Raw genomic sequence first — 18,559 nt, 5'->3', positions numbered from 1 at the left:
ATCTGTGCAACCAGGTATCATATGTGCTGGATGGAAGTCAGGTAGATATTTACATGCTCACATACTATGGTAATTATATGGCGAAGTTCAGGGGAACCATCATGGGTTATTCCATACTGATGGTTCTAATGATGATGCTCCTGAGCGGTGTCGTGGCATTCCTTGTATACCAGCAGTTTGTGAATCCTCTTGTCAAGCTCAAGGAGGCAGCAGAGCGTATGGGCTCAGGCAACCTTGACGAGAAGATAGACTTTGGCGATAACAGAGTCGATGAGGTTGGTGAGCTCTGTGAGTCATTTGAGGATATGAGACAGAAACTGTCAGACTTTACCAAGGCGAAGATGAGATATGAGGAAGAGAACAGGCAGCTCATAAGCAATATATCACACGATCTCCGTACTCCTATCACGACCATCAAGGGTTATGTGGAGGGAATCATGGATGGAGTTGCAGATACCCCTGAGAAGCAGGAGAGATATCTGAAGATGATATACAGCAAGGCAAATGAGATGGACAGCCTCATCAATGAGCTTTCACTGTATACGAATATCAACAACAACGCCATACCATATGAGTTCCACAGGGTATCGGTGAAGGATTATTTTGATGACTGTATGGAGGAGGTATATACGACGCTCCTTTCCAAGAACATGACGCTCACATACAAGAACTATTGTGATGACGATGTGAAGGTCATAGTTGATCCTGACCAGCTCAAGAGGGTCATCAACAACATAATTACAAATGCTATCAAGTATACCGATAAGGAATATGGACAGATAGATATCAACATATATGACAATGACGCGGAGGTTAAGGTATCCATAAGCGACAATGGCCGTGGAATAGATTCAGAGAGCCTGCCTCATATATTTGACAGAATGTACAGAGCTGACAGCGCAAGACAGTCAAGAGGCGGAAGTGGTCTTGGACTTGCTATATGCAAGAAGATCGTTGAGGAGCACGGCGGCAACATATATGCCACAAGCCAGCTTGGTGTCGGAACAACGATAGTATTTACCCTGAAGAAGTATATTCCAAAGGTTGAGGAGATCGAGGGTGATACTTCTGACGCCAGCGGTGAACAGCAGGCAAATGTAAAAAAGGATACACAGAAAAAAGATGATCAGAGAAAAGACAATCAGAAAAAGGATGGTCAGAGAAAAGGATCATTGCAGATCATAAATTCACTAAAGAAAAGGAGAGATACAGATGAGTAAGATATTGATCATAGAAGATGAGCTTAGTATTGCAGAGCTTGAGAGAGATTATCTGGAGCTCAATGATTTCGAGGTAGAGATAGAGACAAATGGACTTAAGGGTCTTGAGAAGGCATTGGATGAGGAATACAGTCTTATCATTCTGGATCTCATGCTCCCTGAGGTGGATGGATTTGAGATATGCCGACAGATAAGGGAGAAGAAGGATATTCCGATCATCATGGTAACAGCCAAGAAGAATGATATAGACAAGATCAGAGGTCTTGGTCTGGGAGTTGACGACTATGTCACAAAGCCATTCAGTCCAAGTGAGCTGGTGGCAAGAGTCAAGGCGCACATATCCAGATACGAGAGACTTGTTGGTTCAACGGCACTCAAGAATGACGTCATCGAGATCAGAGGTCTTAAGATAGACAAGACGGACAGAAGAGTGTATGTTGATAACGAGGAGAAGGTATTTACGAATAAGGAGTTCGATATACTGTGCTTCCTTGCCAGCAACCCAAACAAGGTATTTTCCAAGGATGAGCTGTTCAGCAAGATATGGAATATGGACAGCATAGGAGATATAGCCACGGTTACTGTTCATATCAAGAAGATCAGAGAGAAGATTGAATTTGACACATCGAATCCACAGTACATAGAGACTGTATGGGGCGTTGGTTACAGGTTTAGGATGTGATAAGAAAGCCCCAGACGGCGAACATGCAGCGTTCATGCTTGCATGAAACGCTGCATGTTCATCGGATGGGCAGATATTCATGAGCATGTATGCCGATAGGCAGGAATGCGAATGAATGTGCGATTACGAGAGCCACGAAGTGGCGAAGTAATCGTAAGGCTTTCTTATCACAATTATAATAAGCCCCAGATGGCGAATGAGGAGAAAACAAATGAAATTAAACATTTTACATGAGGATAATGATATAATCGTGGCTGTAAAGCCATGTGGTGTGCCAACTCAGCCGGACAAGACCAATTCAGAGAGCATGGTGAGTATGCTCAAGCTCAGGATATACGAGAAGGAGAACAGAAAAGAGGAGCCATATCTTGTGCCTATACACAGACTGGACAGGCCTGTAGGCGGAGTTATGGTATTTGCCAAGACTCCTGAGGCGGCTGCAAATCTCTCAAAGCAGAGCGAGGATGGCACCATGCTCAAGTACTATCAGGCAATACTTACAGGAGAACTTCCAAATGATCAGGGTATGCTGAAGGATTACCTTTTCCATGACACAAAGGACAACGTGACAAAGGTTGTGGACAAGGATACACCGGGAGCAAAGTATTCTGAGCTTGAGTATGAGGTACTTGACGTTATGGATACAGACGAGGGAACTCTCACATACGTGCTGGTGGAGCTTATCACAGGCAGACATCATCAGATCAGGGCACAGTTTGCAAAGAGAAAGTGTGGAATCTGGGGTGACACAAAGTACAATCCTAAATTTCAGAAGACAAAGAAGAAGTACAAGGAGATAGGACTTCACGCGTCCAGATTGGAATTTGACCATCCGACAACAGGGGAACACATGGTGTTCAAGCATGAGCCGGAGGGCGGAGCATTTGCCATTCTGGATCTGGATGAGTTTTAGTTAAAATGGTATTTACAGGGCGGATGTTGGCATGTTTCGTGTTGACATACGTCCTGAAATTTTGTAGATTAAAGAGTGTATGCATTAGGTAGTTCAGCTATGCAGCAGATAAAGAATGTTTTAGAATTAAGGAGATAAATAAGATGGCAAACGATAAGAAGATGGTTGAAGCTATTACTTCCATGGATGAAGATTTTGCACAGTGGTATACTGACGTTGTCCTCAAGGCAGGACTTATCGCATATACCAACGTGAAGGGATGTATGGCTATCAAGCCCGCAGGATATGCAATCTGGGAGCTTATACAGAAGCAGCTTGATGAGAGATTCAAGGCAACAGGCGTGGAGAATGTGTACATGCCTATGCTTATTCCAGAGAGCCTTCTTGAGAAGGAGAAGGATCACGTTGAGGGATTTGCACCTGAGGTAGCATGGGTTACTTATGGCGGACTCAATCCACTCACAGAGCGTATGTGTGTAAGACCTACATCAGAGACTCTGTTCTGTGATTTCTACAAGAATGATATCCAGTCATATCGTGATCTGCCAAGGGTATATAATCAGTGGTGTTCAGTTATGCGTTGGGAGAAGGAGACAAGACCATTCCTTCGTTCAAGAGAGTTCCTGTGGCAGGAGGGACACACTGCACATGCAACAGCCGAGGAGGCTGAGGCAAGAACAATACAGATGCTGAATCTGTATGCAGACTTCTGTGAGGATGTACTGGCTATGCCTGTTATCCGTGGACAGAAGACAGAGAAGGAGAAGTTCGCAGGAGCAGAGGCAACATACACAATAGAGGCACTTATGCACGATGGCAAGGCGCTCCAGTCAGGAACAAGCCATAACTTCGGAGACGGATTTGCCAAGGCATTTGGAATACAGTTTACAGACAAGGACAACAAGCTCAAGTATGTTCATCAGACATCATGGGGTATGACAACAAGACTTATCGGAGCCATCATCATGGTTCACGGAGACAATTCAGGTCTTGTACTTCCTCCAAAGGTTGCTCCAACTCAGGTCATGATCATTCCTATCATGCAGAAGAAAGCAGGAGTGCTTGAGAAGGCAGCAGAGCTCCGTGAGAAGCTTGGAGCATTCAGAGTAAAGGTCGATGACAGCGACAAGAGCCCAGGCTGGAAGTTCTCAGAGCAGGAGATGAGAGGTATTCCTATCAGAGTTGAGATCGGACCAAAGGATATCGAGGCCAATCAGGCAGTTCTGGTACGCCGTGACACAAGAGAGAAGATCACAGTATCACTTGATGAGATAGATACAAAGGTTGGAGAGCTTCTTGAGACTATCCAGAAGGATATGTTCGAGAGAGCAAAGGCTCACAGAGATTCACATACACATGCAGCGCTTAACTGGGATGAGTTCAAGAATATCATCGACAACGAGCAGGGCTTTGTAAAGGCTATGTGGTGTGGCGAGACAGCTTGTGAGGAGGCTATCAAGGATGAGACAGGAGCATCCACAAGATGTATGCCATTTGCACAGGAGCATCTTTCAGATGTATGTGTACACTGCGGCAAGCCGGCCAAGAAGATGGTATACTTCGGAAGAGCATACTAAAATATAGATAATAATCATGTATAATAACTTCTTCAGCATTTTGCTGGAGAAGTTATTATTTTACAGATATAAAGATGCGGAGAGAAGATATATGAGAATAGACATTCCAGAGGGAGCAAATAAAGTTATAGAGGGTCTTGAGGCAGCAGGCTATGAGGCCTATATAGTCGGCGGCTGCGTGAGAGACAGCATACTCGGAAGAGAGCCGGGGGACTGGGATATCACCACATCTGCCAGACCTGAGCAGGTCAAGGAGATATTCAGGCGAACCGTAGATACAGGAATAGAGCATGGAACCGTAACGGTAATGATGGGCAAGGAAGGCTATGAGGTCACGACGTACAGGATAGATGGAGAGTACAGTGATCACAGGAGACCGGATCAGGTGGAGTTCACAGCCAGCCTTGAGGAGGATCTGAAGAGAAGAGATTTCACCATAAATGCCATGGCGTACAGCCACAGCAAGGGCATAATAGATATGTTTGGCGGTGTGCAGGATCTGAATGACAAGGTTATAAGAGCTGTCGGTGTGGCAAGGGACAGATTCGATGAGGATGCACTTAGGATACTCAGAGCCATAAGATTTGCGGGACAGCTTGGATTTGACATAGAGAGGGATACCCGAAAGGCCATGATCATCCAGGCACAGTACCTCAAGGATATAAGTGCGGAGAGGATCAGGGTGGAGCTCACAAAGCTCCTTGTATCAGATCACCCGGACAAGCTGCTCGAGGCCTATGTTACAGGGATCACTGCATATATCCTTCCTGAATTTGACAAGATGATGGAGCAGCCACAGAACAACCAGTATCACAGATACAATGTGGGTGTACACTCCATTGAGGCGGTTAAGAATATAAGAGCTGACGTCACCATGAGATGGGCGGCGCTTCTCCACGATATAGGCAAGCCATCCACACACACTGTGGACGAGAATGGAACAGATCACTTTTACGACCACCAGATCGCGGGAGTTCCACTGGCGGAGGCGGTTCTCAGAAGACTGAAGTTTGACAACAATACCATCAAGGACGTGTGCAAGCTGGTGAGATGGCATGACTTTGGCATGGGCTGCGTTCCGAAGAAGAATATCATCAGGAAGCTTCTCGGAGAGGTTGGAAAGGATTTCTTCCCATATATAATCGAGATCAAGAAAGCCGATATGGCTGCCCAGAGTGATTACAAGCTGGAGGAGAGACAGAGCCAGCTTGCGGAGCTTGAGAAGAAATATGAAGAGATCGTGGCAGATGCTGACTGCGTCAGGATCAAGGACCTCAAGGTAAATGGCGGAGATCTCATAAAGCTGGGAATAAAGCCGGGACCTCAGATGGGCCAGATACTTCAGAAACTGCTGGATATGGTTATAGAAGACCCGGAGAAGAACGACAGGGAATATCTGCTGGATCAGGTAAAGCAGATGTAGGCATCAGCGATACCCGTCGTAAAACAGACAAATAAAAAGTTACAACTTAAGAATGAAACTTAACAGCCCCTCATACAATAATTTAGCAGGTTATTATTGCTATAAAGTGAGCGAGGGTTTATCTGTGAAGTGGATGTGTGTATCTTATCTGACATTACCATAATCATGACATATGAATCCGCCGGCACTCAGCGATGCGGAGCGAGTGCTAGTGCCGTTGCAGGATTCATCGAGCGAGAGCGCTCATGATTAGGTAAGCCAGATAGATACACACTTCACAGATACCCCCGAGCGACAGTTGTAGGAGGGGTTTTTATTTGGCTGAAAAAATGGGTGAAGTGTATGAAGCATACGATATGGAAGTACAGGGAACGGGCAGAGGCAGAGGTGCTGTGATCCTGATGACGGACAAGGGGGTCAGGCAGGTGTCATCCCTGAATGGAACTGACGAGAGGCTTCAGAAGGAGAAGGAATTCAAGGATAAGATATATGAAAAGGGCTTCTGTAATATAGACCGGGTCGTGGCCAACAGAGAAGACGAGCTGGTGACCTGCGACAGGTATGGAAATCCATTTGTGTGCAGGGAATATTTCCAAGGGCGGGAGTGTAATGCATCAAGCATAAGGGATCTTGAGAAAGCAGTTATAAATCTGGCGTGGTTTCACAGAGCCGGAAGGGAACTGTACATGGAGGAGAATACGTCATACACAAAAAAAACTCCGGGAAATCTGGACAGAAAGGTAAATGAGCTTCGCAGGATAAGAAATTTTGTCAGCAGGAGAACCCTGAAGAATGATTTTGAGATGCTGTACATAAAGACATTTGATTATTTTTACAGCCAGGCAGAGAAGTGCCTGTCGCTGTTTCAGGATAATTTCACATACAACGACAAATGGCTTGGCTATTGTCACGGCTCGTATAATTATCACAGCGTGATGTTCTGTGATGGATACATAGCAACCATAAATTTTGACCGGTTCCATGTGGGATACCAGCTCATGGATCTGTACCAGTTTCTCCGCAAAGCCATGGAGAAGAACAGGTATGATATCACCATGGCGAAGGACATTCTGAGTGCGTACAGTCAGATCAATTATCTTGAACATGAGGATTATGAATTCATATATCTTATGTACAGTTTCCCGGAGAAGTTCTGGAAGATAAGTAACCGGTATATGAACACCAGAAAGAGCTACATATCCCCGGTTTTGATGGAAAAACTCCAAAAAGTTATCGAAGATGACCAAGAAAAGCTCAAAATTTTGAGTGAAATTAACGATACCTATGGACTTCACAAGCTGACAAATTAAGAGTATAATGTTGGGGCGTGGATAATAATTGAGTTAGACACGTGATACTGAATTGTGATGTATTTTACAGATGGTTTTTTCGTGTGTGTGTTTTCCATTTGTAGGATGCTCTATGGGTAACATAAAGCAATAGATTTCACAGGAGGCAAAATGATGAGCGATTATAATTACAAGGACGTGTATGAGCAGTGGGTGAACAATCCTTTGTTTGGTCAGGAAACCAAGGATGAGCTCTTAGCGATCAAGGACGACGAGAAAGAGATAGAAGAAAGATTCTATTGTGATCTTGTATTTGGAACAGCCGGACTTCGAGGCATCATCGGAGCTGGTACTAACAGAATGAACATATATGTAGTGCGCAAGGCTACACAGGGACTTGCAAACTACATCATCAAGGCGGGCAAGCAGGACAAAGGTGTGGCAATAGCTTATGATTCAAGAAGAATGTCACCTGAGTTCTCTATGGAGGCAGCTCTCTGCCTGGCAGCAAATGGCATAAAGGCTTACAGATTCGAGTCACTTAGACCGACACCTGAGCTTTCATTTGCAGTGAGATATCTGGACTGTGTAGCTGGTATCAATGTAACAGCATCACACAACCCACCAGAGTACAATGGATATAAGGTATACTGGGAGGATGGCGCACAGATCACACCACCTCATGACCAGGGAATCATGGCCGAGGTAAAGGCCATCACAGATTTCGCAGATACAAAGACCATGGACATGGTAGAGGCAAAGAAGAAGGGGCTTCTTGTAACTATCGGTTCAGAGGTTGATGACGCATACATGGGCGAGCTCAAGAAGCTCATCCTCAATCAGGATGCAATTGACAAGTATGGCAAGGATATCAAGATCGTGTACACACCACTTCACGGAACAGGCAACATCCCTGTAAGAAGGATTCTCAAGGAGATCGGATTTGAGAATGTGTACGTGGTTCCTGAGCAGGAGCTTCCGGATGGAGATTTCCCAACAGTTGAGTATCCAAACCCAGAGGCAAAGGAAGCATTTGCACTGGCACTCAAGCTGGCAAAGGAGGTCGATGCAGATCTCGTTCTGGCAACAGACCCTGATGCCGACAGACTCGGATGCTACGCCAAGGATTCCAAGACAGGTGAGTACAAGGTATTCACAGGTAACATGTCAGGAAGCTTACTCTGCGAGTATGAGGTAAGCCAGATGAAGGAGAAGAATGGCAGCCTTCCAGCAGACGGAGCAATCATCAAGACTATCGTTACTACCAACATGGTAGATGCTATAGCAAAGTATTATGGAACAGATCTCATCGAGTGTTTCACAGGTTTCAAGAACATCGGACGCGAGATCCTCAGATTTGAGCAGACAGGCAAGGGAACATACCTCTTCGGATTTGAGGAGAGCTACGGATGCCTGATCGGAACACATGCAAGAGACAAGGATGCGGTTGTTGCAACTATGGCTCTCTGTGAGGCAGCAGCTTACTACAGAGGTCAGGGCAAGACTCTCTGGGATGCGATGATGGATATGTACGAGAAGTACGGATATTATGTAGATGATATCAAGACCGTAACACTCAAGGGTGTTGAGGGATCAAAGAAGATCGGACACATCATGAATATCCTCCGTGCAAATGTACCTGAGGAAGTAGCAGGATACAAGACCAGAGTGGTACGTGATTATCGTCTTGAGTATATAAGGAATATCGAGACAGGTGAGGTTAAGCCTACCGGATTCCCGAATGCCAATGTACTCTACTACGAGCTTGAGAACGATGCATGGCTTGCGGTAAGACCATCAGGAACTGAGCCAAAGATCAAGTTCTACTACGGAATCAAGGGTTCATCATACGATGAGGCACAGAAGGAGTCAGCAGCATTTGGTGACAAGGTCATGGATCTTATCTACGATATACTTGAAAAGTAATAAAGAAAAATAATCATAAACAAACGGATTGTTACAGTGACGTATAATATACGGTCACAATGTAGCAGTCCGTTTTTTATTTTAAAATAAATTAAGTATACAAAGGAGGTAAACTGCTCTTATTATATGGGCAAAGACAGTGGGAGAATAGATTATGACAGAGAGTGTAAAGAAAAATAAAGAAATCAGGACAAATCGGTATTTCTGGATCGCATGCATAGTGCTGGTGTTACTGCAGTATGGACTGTGCATCCACTACGGGCTTAAGAGACAGTATCTGTTTTGCGATGAGGTGTACAGCTATGGCCTTGCAAACTCCACGGACAAGACTTTTCTCCATCCGGGAGAGGACAACACGCCACTTGATGAGTGGGTGACGGGGTCATATTTTGAGAACTATATGAATTATAACGATGATTCATTCAACTACAGTGCGGCATACAGAAATCAGGAAAATGATGTCCACCCGCCGGTATATTATATGCTGCTGCATACGGTGTGCTACTTTTTCAAAGGAGCGGGATACAGTGCAGTTCCGGGAATAGTGCTCAACCTCATACTCCTGATATTTGTGGATATTCTTCTGTTGTATGTGGCGGCATATCTGCTTGGAAACAGATGGTATGGACTGATGGCGGCAGCTCTGTGGGGCGTATCATCGGTGGGCATAAGCAACTGTATGCTCATACGGATGTATCTTCTTCAGACCTTGAATGTATTGCTGCTGACGGCGGTTCATGTATATATACTGAGACATAAAAAGAAGATGACCGTGCCGTATTTTATATTGCTGGCACTGGCGGTCATGTTCGGCGGACTCACACACTATTATTTCTACTTCTATGTTGCCGGACTTGGATTGTGTGTATGTATATACCTGCTGTATATGCGAAAGGTAAAGCAGATGTTTGCGTATGGCTTTAGTCTTGTTGCTGGATTTGGTGCGGCAATAGCGGTATTTCCCGCGACGATAAAGCACATATTTGGTTACAGGGGAAGCTATGCTACCGATAATCTGATAGGACTTTCCGGTCACAAATTCTTATATTATATCAGTTATATAAACAGGTCGTATTTTGCAGGACTGCTTCCGCTGATCGTGCTTGTGGCACTGGTGCTCATCGTGGCAAGGATAGTGCTTTCATTTGTGGATATAAGGATATCCTTGGTCAGGAAAAATGATGGATTATCCTACAGAGTATGTACACACAGGAGAGATATAGATGCGGACAGAGCAGGATGTATAGAGTCACGCTCACTGTTATTGGCGGGGGTTATCGTGGCCGACGCCGTTCTTGCATTTGTGGGAATACAGGGGTCCGAGCTTGTAAATGCAAGATATATCTACTCGGCACTTCCTATAGTGGCTGTGTTTATGATATGGTGTATGATGAAGCTGGTTCCAGTAATAACCAGGAAGAGATGTGCAGTTGTAACCGCTGTCATATGCCTTGCATTATGTGCAGGCAGTATAGCTGTAAAGGGTGTAGACTGGCAGTACAGGGGATACAGCGACTGGAGCACAGCCTTGGAGGAGATGAAGGGACAGGACTGTATCATACTGTGTCACGGAGATGGCAAATGGAACAACGTGTACGCGGGAATGAACGTATTTTCCCAGATGGGAAGATGCCGGTATGTGTACGAGGATGATATAGACAGCATCGCTGATCTGGTGAAGGACTGCGGCGATGAGATATATGTGGCAGTCATCAATGATCCAAAATTTGAAGAGAAAAAGATACACAAGATGACTGAGAAAATAGCAGAGATAACAAAGTATACAAAGAAATCTATAGAATACAGATTTTCAGGAATACGAATTTATAAATTTAAAGCAGGTGAAACAAAATGAAAAAAGTTAGTTTGATAATTCCATGCTATAACGAAGAGCAGGCTCTTCCGATATTTGCAGGGGAGCTGGACAAGGTGAGACAGGAACTCAGACAGTATGATTTTGAGGTTCTTATGGTAAATGATGGTTCGTCGGATAAGACTCTTGAGACCATGAAAAAGATCTCAGAGGAATACGATTATTTCAAGTATTTGTCATTTTCCAGAAACTTTGGTAAGGAGGCTGCAATGTATGCGGGCTTCTGCAATGCAGATGGGGATTACGTGGCGGTGATGGATGCCGACATGCAGGATCCGCCAAGTCTGCTCCCGGAGATGCTCGGTATACTTGAGCAGGGAGAATATGACAGTGTGGCGACCAGAAGAGTCACCAGAAAGGGCGAGCCGCCGATAAGATCTTGGTTTGCGCGGATGTTCTACAAGATCATCAACAAGATATCCGACGCCGATGTCGTGGATGGCGCCAGGGATTTCAGGCTTATGAAGGCAGAGATGAAGGATGCCATCGTGTCGATGTGCGAGTACAACAGATTTTCCAAGGGAATATTTGGCTGGATCGGGTTCAGGACAAAATGGCTGGAATACGAGAATGTGGAGAGAGTTGCGGGCGAGACGAAGTGGAACTTCTGGAAGCTTTTCAAATACGCACTGGACGGAATAATCAACTTCTCCGAGGCGCCGATGAGTATAGCTTCAGGATTTGGAATATTTTGTACATTTGTCGCATTCGTCATGATGCTGTTCTTCTTCATAAGAAAGCTGGTGTGGGGAGACCCTGTTGCGGGATGGCCGTCACTTGTGTGCATCATACTGTTTGTATCAGGACTCCAGTTCCTGTGCATAGGAATAATGGGTAAATATATCGCCAAGACATATATGGAGACCAAGGGAAGACCACATTATATAATTTCCGACACCAATAAAGACGACGTGAATAAGATAAATTGATAACATTATGAAGCTGTATTGTGATGGAATGGTTATGATACAGCTTTATTTGGATGATAAGACGTTTTATGTAATATTTACATCCGTTACAGGTACATATAGTTGTAATTTGACTACTTGATAGCTTATAATTTAGATGATACTGTTTTAGTCAAATGGGGCTTATGTTTGGTAGACATGGGGGTAACATGCAATGAATCTTACAGTAAAATGTCCATCCTGCGGCGGTGTTGTGGTACTGAATCCTAAGACGAGGCAGCTGCAGTGTACGCAGTGTGATTCGGTGATCAGCAGAGGCATAGGAGAAGAAAACTCTGCCATGGTCAGGAATGAGGATGGAGAGCTTGTAGATAAGAGAAGCTATAAGGCAATTCAGAAGATTGCCAGAATAAAAAGATACATAACTGATGCCACGGATACGATATACACATTGGATGAGATCAATATTGGAAAGGATGATGAATCACCAAGGTATATGGATATGAATCTATATGAATGTACATCCTGTGGTGCAAGACTTATGGTGAAATCCACGGAAACTTCCAGTTTCTGTGCGTATTGCGGGCAGCCGATGATATTGGTTGACAGAGTTAAGGATGAACTGGAGCCGGACCTTATTATTCCATTTGGAATTTCTCAGAAGAGAGCAGAACAGCTTATACGTGACAGGTTCTGTAAGGGGTGGTTTGTTCCGGATGAGATAAAGAAATTTGAGATTGATAAGATACGAGGAATATATATACCATATTGGCTGGCATCTTATCATGTTAGAAAAAAGCTCAAGTATGTATTTCAGGAGAATGAAAAAGGCGAGCGCGTTAGTAATTATGAAAAATGCTTTGGTTCTATAGCAGCAGTTGCACAGAAAACTGCAGACAAAACAGTCACACACAATTGTATGAGAGATTGTGAGTGTACAGTTCCAAGGGTACCTGGTGATGCAACAAGAAGATTGAATGATCACATTTCGGCAAGACTGGAGCCTTATGATTTAGAGAAGGCTTTGACGTTTTCTCCAGAATATCTGTCCGGATTTTACACGGACAGGTACGATGTACCAGCTGCCGAGATCGCAGCCGTTGCAAAGAGAAAGAGCAATGATGCGGTGAAGGAAGAGATGATGAGCGATGTTCCGAAAAACGCCCGGATTACTGAGGAAAAAACGGATATAAAGATGACAGATATCGAGTATGCATTGCTGCCAGCGTGGTTCATGACTTTTCGTTATCAGGGAATACTCTATACCGTGGCAGTGAATGGGCAGACCGGCAAGGTCGTGGGAAATGTCCCATCCAACAGATTTAAGGTTGGGGCATCCATAGCGATACTTATGACAGTGATGGTTGTGCTTTGTACATATGTATCTGTATTTGTTGGGGGACTTATGACGGATCTGTATAGGATAAGTGCAGGTGTGGGTGATTCAGGTGGAGCTTTTATGGTATTTTCCGTGTATGTGGCCGGAGTTATATATAGTTTGGTGAGTTTCTGGCGTGCGATCAACAAGCTTCACAGATCTAGAATAGATATTCACAGATTCAGAAGCTATGGCACTATAGAATACGTTAAGGAAAGGCAGGATAAGACATGGGTTCGATAGTATTTTTGTATGTTGCAGTAGGTATCGTGTGCGGGATATGCTTAACGGTATCCATAGTGATTTCTGCTCTTGTAAGATCCAACAATATTGGACAGAATGAGGAGAAAAAAGCGGAATATGTTGATTATGCCACATTTGTGTATCATGCAAAGTATGACAGCCACAGCCCGATTAACTATTTCGATGGCTATTATAAGGATTGAGTCAGATCCTTCAATATCGCACAGAAGTTTATAGAGCAATGATATGATGACAAAACCAGGGGAATTTGGTATCATATTTTTGATATATTTTCACACAGGGAAAGGAATTGGAGGTAACAGGAATGAACGAGAATCAGGATCAGCAGTTTGGTCAGCCACAGGGAGAACAACAGGTGGCAGATCAGGCACAGACAAATCAGCAGGCGGCGGAGAACAGCCAGCCACAGGCAGATCAGCAGGCAGCGGCTTACAGCCAGCCGCAGATGAGTCAGCAGGGAGTGTACAATCAGCAAGGCTATGGCCAGCAGATGAACCAGCAGGGTGCATACAATCAACAGGGTTACGGCCAGCAGATGAACCAGCAGGGTGCATACAACCAGCAGGGCTACGGTCAGCAGATGAACCAGCAGATGTATAATCAGCAGGGTTATGGCCAGCAGATGAACCAGGGAGCATACAATCAGCAGGGCTACGGTCAGCAGATGAACCAGCAGATGTATGGTCAGCAGGGCTACGGCCAGCCACAGATGAACCAGCAGATGTACGGCCAGCAGGGCTATGTACAGCCACAGCCGAAGAAGCCATCAGCAGCGGGCAATATGATAAATGATCTTCTCAAGAATGTGATAGGTCTTTTCAAGAGCCCTGCAGATACAGCGGGTGAGATGGTTCAGAGTGACAACATGGTTCCTGGCGGAATACTTGCAGGAGTAAATGCCATCCTCTCACTTATATTTGTAACTGTCGGATTCCTCATAATGGGATTTGACTTTGGCGATTCAATAGCAAAGGGCTTCTACATGTTCTTCTTCACTATAATCGCAGCAGTCATCATGACAGCAGCGGTATTTATCGCCGGAGGAATTATATTCAAGGGTGGAATCACATTTGGAAAAGCACTTAACGCCGTTGGTGTATTTGCACTTTATGAGGCAATAGCAATGGTTGCAGGAATCATATTTGAGATCATCTCAGCACTCTTCCACAAGGTTGATTTCCTCAGCGGAATCATCGGAGGCTTTGGATACATACTCTTCCTCGGAATAAGCCTTTGCGGAATCGTGATCGCAGCTCATGCGTTATTCGATAACCTTGAGACAAATGACAACTCAAAGATATTTGCAGTTATCGCTGCTATAGTTATCTCAGTATTCCTCATCACTGTTATAGATAACATCGCAGAAAAGATATTCAGTGACAGCGCAACATGTGCAGAGCAGGTACTCAGCTACTTCAAGAACGCTGCAACAGTATTTGGTTACCGTCACTGGTAAGACATAATTTATAGATATTTTACAGGAAGCAGACAGATCTGAAAATTGACAGGTTTGTCTGCTTTTGTTAAAATATAAAGGTGTTTTTGGTGTTAACTTATATAAAAGGGTGGCAAAGATATGGTAAAGGAAAGGACGGGTTATGGTAAGAAAGGTTGGTTTAACTGACAGTGTTGGTTTTGCTTGTCTGGAAGATCTACAGTTGTCGAACTCCTATATGTGGGGTACCGCAATCAGTCTGGACTATTGTGGCAGAGAGGATTGTATAAAAGGCTGGAAGTTTGGTCCATACGTCAGAGAATCATATGTTATCCATATGGTAAAGAAGGGCAAGGGTACATTTACAATTGCGGGGAAGACTTATGAACTGGGACCTGGACAGGCGTTTATCATCAGACCTGGTGAGGAGACTACTTACAGGGCTGACGATGATGATCCATGGAGCTACATGTGGGTTGGATTTCATGGCTACAGAGCTGAAGATTTTATTGAGGCGATGGGGTATGTAAAGGGCTCACCTATCATCAAGATAGAGCAGATGGATACGTGTGCAGAATGTATCAACAAGATGCTCGAATATTCCCAGATCACACGTATAAACGAGGTGAAGAGAATGAGTGCACTGATGCTTCTCTTCGCAACCATTATGGAGGATAATGCCTCCGATGCGCAGGAATCTGATAACATTGAGTATCCAAGTAAGATATATGTAAAGGCTGCTGTCGACTTCATAACAGAGAAGTACATGAACAAGATCAAGATCGATGACATTGCGGATTTCATAGGAATCAGCAGAAGTCATCTGACAGGAAGCTTCAAGAAGGAGATGGGTGTATCTCCTCAGGAGTATCTTATCAACTTCAGATTGGAGAAAGCTGCAAGTCTTCTCCGGTCATCAAAGGAACAGATCAATATAATCGCATATCAGTGTGGTTATGAGGATTCTCTTTCTTTCTCTAAAGCATTCAAGCAGAAGTTTGGAATGAGTCCTAAGTCATTCAGGAATCTTGAGGTTGAGCTTGAGACGAATGATGCCAAGTTTGGACATGAGGCTTCGAAGCTGTAAGATATAATTGAATCAAAAAATTTGAATTAAGCAAAAGGCGGGTGTGCGATTTGTCGCACATCCGCCTTTGCTGTATTTACGATATACGGTAAAAACTACTGTCTGCCATGATATGAATTGTCAACGATAAGCTTCTTGGTCACCTTTGTGGATTCAGGATTATCCTCATCTGATTCAGATGTCTGGTCATCGCTGTGCATCCATGAAGCAGGATCGTCGTCCGTGTACTTCTTTGTGACCTCATCCAGATATGGGGTGAATGCCTTCAAAAACATGAATGATGATACATATGCTATAAGGCCAAAGCCACATACTATGAACACGAATATACCTACCATGAATACCTGAGTGCTGGATAGCAGAACATATGCAGGCAGAGTGTAGAGAACCATGATCACTATTGTAAATATGAAGTTCTTGGCTGCCAGGTAAATGGACTGCAAGAGAAGGTTCTTCAATGTGTTCTTAAAGGCACTTATGACAGGGAACAGGTAAATTGCGATGAAGCATGTCAATATCATAAGCACGACACTGGTGTAGTACATGAGCTTGTTCTCCTGTGGACCACCCTTGCCAAAAAGGTTGAAATCCAGAGTGAATATAAATGATATAAGAAGGAATAGCAGCCATGAAATCGTTGACTGTTTGAAATTATCCTTGAAGCCTTTGAAGAATAATTTCACTACACCTCCATTTTCGCCTGTCCTCTGCTTCTTTAACAGAGTGAAATACATTGCGCTCATGGAAGCTCCCATGGTGACTATGGGAATACTACACAATATAAATAGAATGTTCACTATTATAATATCGCCGAGCGTTCCAAAAAATCTGGAAAACCAGCCGTCACTGTTGAAAATGTTCATAAAATTCCTCCTGATGTAAAAAGTGATAATATCGTTTGTTTAACTATAGCACAAAAAGGTATGCCAATATATAGCGAATTTTACAATTTACCATAGGTATTCTACATTTTACCATAAAATAGCACAAAAACAGCGAACTTAACTACTTAAAAATATACATTTGTGACAAAAACCCATGATATTTTGACATTTTTCCATGTGAAAATGTTCACCAAAATTTTATAATTCAATCATAGAAAACACACAGAACGCCGTAAGGCGAACCGGCAGAACAGGACGCAGAATTCAGGGTATGAAAGAGAATGTGGGTGTCGTAAATCCTGCCGGTGATGTAAAAAGGAGGAAGGTTTTATGAGAAGAACATTAAAGAAAACAGTAGCAGTTGGACTTGCAGCAGCAACAGCATTTTCACTTTGCGCATGTGGCGGAAGCGGCGACGGAAGCAAGAGCGGCAGTAAGGATGCACTTGAGGTGGTTATCTGGGATAACAATCAGCAGAAGGGTCTGCAGCAGATATGTGATCTCTTCACAGAAGAGACAGGAATCAAGGTTGATGTACAGGTTAAGGAGTGGGATTCATACTGGACACTTCTTGAGGCTGGAGCATCAGGTGGAGATATGCCGGATGTATTCTGGATGCACTCCAACAACTCACAGATGTACATGAAGAACAACAAGCTCTTAAAGCTCGATGACTACATTGAGAAGAGCGATAAGGTTGATATGAGCAACTATATGTCAGAGATCACAGAGCTCTACACATATGATGGCTCATATTACGCAGTACCAAAGGATTACGATACAATCGCTCTCTGGTACAACAAGAAGATGTTTGATGATGCAGGACTTTCTTATCCAGATGAGACATGGACATGGGATGACCTCTATGATGCAGCTAAGAAGCTTACTAATGGCGATCAGTACGGTTTCTGTATGAACACATCAAACGATCAGGACACATACTACAACATGGTTTACTCAATGGGCGGTTACATCGTAAATGACGATCACACAAAGTCAGGATATGACGATGCCAACACTATCAAGGCTATGGATTATGTAGGAAAGCTCCTCAAGGATTGCTGCCCACCGGCAACAACAATGTCAGAGACAGGTACAGACGTTATGTTCCAGTCAGGTACAGTAGCAATGATCACACAGGGTTCATGGATGACAGCAGGATTCCTTGACAACGAGTATCTCGTTGAGAACTGTGACGTAGCAATTCTTCCATACGACAAGACAACAGGTATGAGAACTTCTATCTGTAACGGACTTGGATGGGCTGCATCAGCAGACACAAAGAGACCAGATGACTGTTGGAAGCTTATCGAGTGGTTAGGTTCAAAGGAGATGCAGGAGAAGCAGGCTGAGCTCGGTGTAACAATGTCAGCTTACAATAACACATCAGATAAGTGGGTTAACTGCACAGACAAGTTCAACCTCAACGCTTACCTTGATATCACAAAGGATTCAACAGTAGCAGGTGTTACAAATGAGCTCGTGCTCAGACCTTACACATACAACTCAACAGTTTGGTCACAGGCAGCACAGACATTCTTCGCAGATGCATGGGCAGATCCATCAAAGATGGAGCAGTCATGTAAGGACTTCGCAGTTCAGATGAACCAGTACATCGATGAGGAAGACAAGTAATCCTACAGAGCATTTATAAGATAACATAACAGTGGGTAGGATGAAGGTCCTGCCCATTGCTTACC

General features: G+C 44.0%; 15 protein-coding genes. 14 read left to right on the top strand and 1 reads right to left on the bottom strand.

Features of this window, described 5'->3' with window-relative positions; translation table 11 throughout:
* From AB5150_RS11915 to AB5150_RS11855, 13 genes are all read left to right on the top strand, one after another.
* On the top strand, nucleotides 1–1,220 hold a 1,220-nt coding region (locus tag AB5150_RS11915; protein ID WP_368291923.1), incomplete at its 5' end, for a sensor histidine kinase.
* Complete coding sequence (locus AB5150_RS11910; protein ID WP_161171443.1) at nucleotides 1,213–1,902, top strand: response regulator transcription factor; 690 nt, start codon at nucleotides 1,213–1,215, stop codon at nucleotides 1,900–1,902. The genes AB5150_RS11915 and AB5150_RS11910, both read left to right, overlap by 8 nt.
* Nucleotides 1,903–2,113: 211 nt before the next feature.
* Nucleotides 2,114–2,815: an RluA family pseudouridine synthase gene (locus tag AB5150_RS11905; protein ID WP_368291921.1), complete on the top strand. Its 702-nt coding sequence runs from the start codon at nucleotides 2,114–2,116 to the stop codon at nucleotides 2,813–2,815.
* Nucleotides 2,816–2,958: 143 nt separating this feature from the next.
* On the top strand, nucleotides 2,959–4,392 hold the full coding sequence (gene proS, locus AB5150_RS11900) for a proline--tRNA ligase (protein WP_022217371.1): 1,434 nt from the start codon (nucleotides 2,959–2,961) through the stop codon (nucleotides 4,390–4,392).
* Between the two features lie 91 nt (nucleotides 4,393–4,483).
* On the top strand, nucleotides 4,484–5,815 hold the full coding sequence (locus AB5150_RS11895) for a CCA tRNA nucleotidyltransferase (RefSeq protein WP_368291920.1): 1,332 nt from the start codon (nucleotides 4,484–4,486) through the stop codon (nucleotides 5,813–5,815).
* 317 nt (nucleotides 5,816–6,132) lie between these two features.
* Nucleotides 6,133–7,125 (top strand): hypothetical protein, encoded by a 993-nt coding sequence (locus tag AB5150_RS11890; protein ID WP_368291918.1) that lies wholly within the window; start codon nucleotides 6,133–6,135, stop codon nucleotides 7,123–7,125.
* 153 nt (nucleotides 7,126–7,278) lie between these two features.
* Nucleotides 7,279–9,030 (top strand): phospho-sugar mutase, encoded by a 1,752-nt coding sequence (locus AB5150_RS11885; RefSeq protein ID WP_055145916.1) that lies wholly within the window; start codon nucleotides 7,279–7,281, stop codon nucleotides 9,028–9,030.
* A 154-nt stretch (nucleotides 9,031–9,184) separates the two neighbouring features.
* Complete coding sequence (locus AB5150_RS11880) at nucleotides 9,185–10,885, top strand: hypothetical protein (protein WP_368291916.1); 1,701 nt, start codon at nucleotides 9,185–9,187, stop codon at nucleotides 10,883–10,885.
* Nucleotides 10,882–11,832: a glycosyltransferase family 2 protein gene (locus tag AB5150_RS11875; protein WP_015534450.1), complete on the top strand. Its 951-nt coding sequence runs from the start codon at nucleotides 10,882–10,884 to the stop codon at nucleotides 11,830–11,832. Before AB5150_RS11880 ends, AB5150_RS11875 begins: the two co-directional genes overlap by 4 nt.
* Nucleotides 11,833–12,025: 193 nt before the next feature.
* Nucleotides 12,026–13,432, top strand: coding sequence for a hypothetical protein (locus tag AB5150_RS11870; RefSeq protein WP_118649532.1), 1,407 nt, complete (start codon nucleotides 12,026–12,028; stop codon nucleotides 13,430–13,432).
* Complete coding sequence (locus AB5150_RS11865) at nucleotides 13,420–13,635, top strand: hypothetical protein (RefSeq protein WP_368291915.1); 216 nt, start codon at nucleotides 13,420–13,422, stop codon at nucleotides 13,633–13,635. Before AB5150_RS11870 ends, AB5150_RS11865 begins: the two co-directional genes overlap by 13 nt.
* A gap of 122 nt (nucleotides 13,636–13,757) precedes the next feature.
* Nucleotides 13,758–14,909 (top strand): YIP1 family protein, encoded by a 1,152-nt coding sequence (locus AB5150_RS11860; protein WP_015534453.1) that lies wholly within the window; start codon nucleotides 13,758–13,760, stop codon nucleotides 14,907–14,909.
* Nucleotides 14,910–15,051: 142 nt separating this feature from the next.
* Nucleotides 15,052–15,975 carry an AraC family transcriptional regulator gene (locus AB5150_RS11855; RefSeq protein WP_015534454.1) on the top strand — a complete coding sequence of 308 codons (924 nt, stop codon included), beginning with the start codon at nucleotides 15,052–15,054 and terminating at the stop codon, nucleotides 15,973–15,975.
* A gap of 95 nt (nucleotides 15,976–16,070) precedes the next feature.
* On the opposite strand, the gene AB5150_RS11850 is transcribed toward AB5150_RS11855, so the two are convergent.
* Complete coding sequence (locus tag AB5150_RS11850; protein WP_015534455.1) at nucleotides 16,071–16,838, bottom strand: YesL family protein; 768 nt, start codon at nucleotides 16,836–16,838, stop codon at nucleotides 16,071–16,073.
* A gap of 351 nt (nucleotides 16,839–17,189) precedes the next feature.
* On the opposite strand from AB5150_RS11850, the gene AB5150_RS11845 reads away from it, so the two are divergent.
* Nucleotides 17,190–18,494 (top strand): sugar ABC transporter substrate-binding protein, encoded by a 1,305-nt coding sequence (locus AB5150_RS11845; RefSeq protein WP_055145901.1) that lies wholly within the window; start codon nucleotides 17,190–17,192, stop codon nucleotides 18,492–18,494.
* The last annotated feature ends 65 nt before the right edge of the window (nucleotides 18,495–18,559 follow it).

It is taken from the genome of Coprococcus sp. RTP21281st1_F1_RTP21281_210402 (genome assembly GCF_040915325.1).
Taxonomy (GTDB): domain Bacteria; phylum Bacillota; class Clostridia; order Lachnospirales; family Lachnospiraceae; genus Coprococcus; species Coprococcus aceti.
Note: the sequence above shows the minus strand (reverse complement) of the source record. Positions and strands in the feature narration are given on the sequence as shown.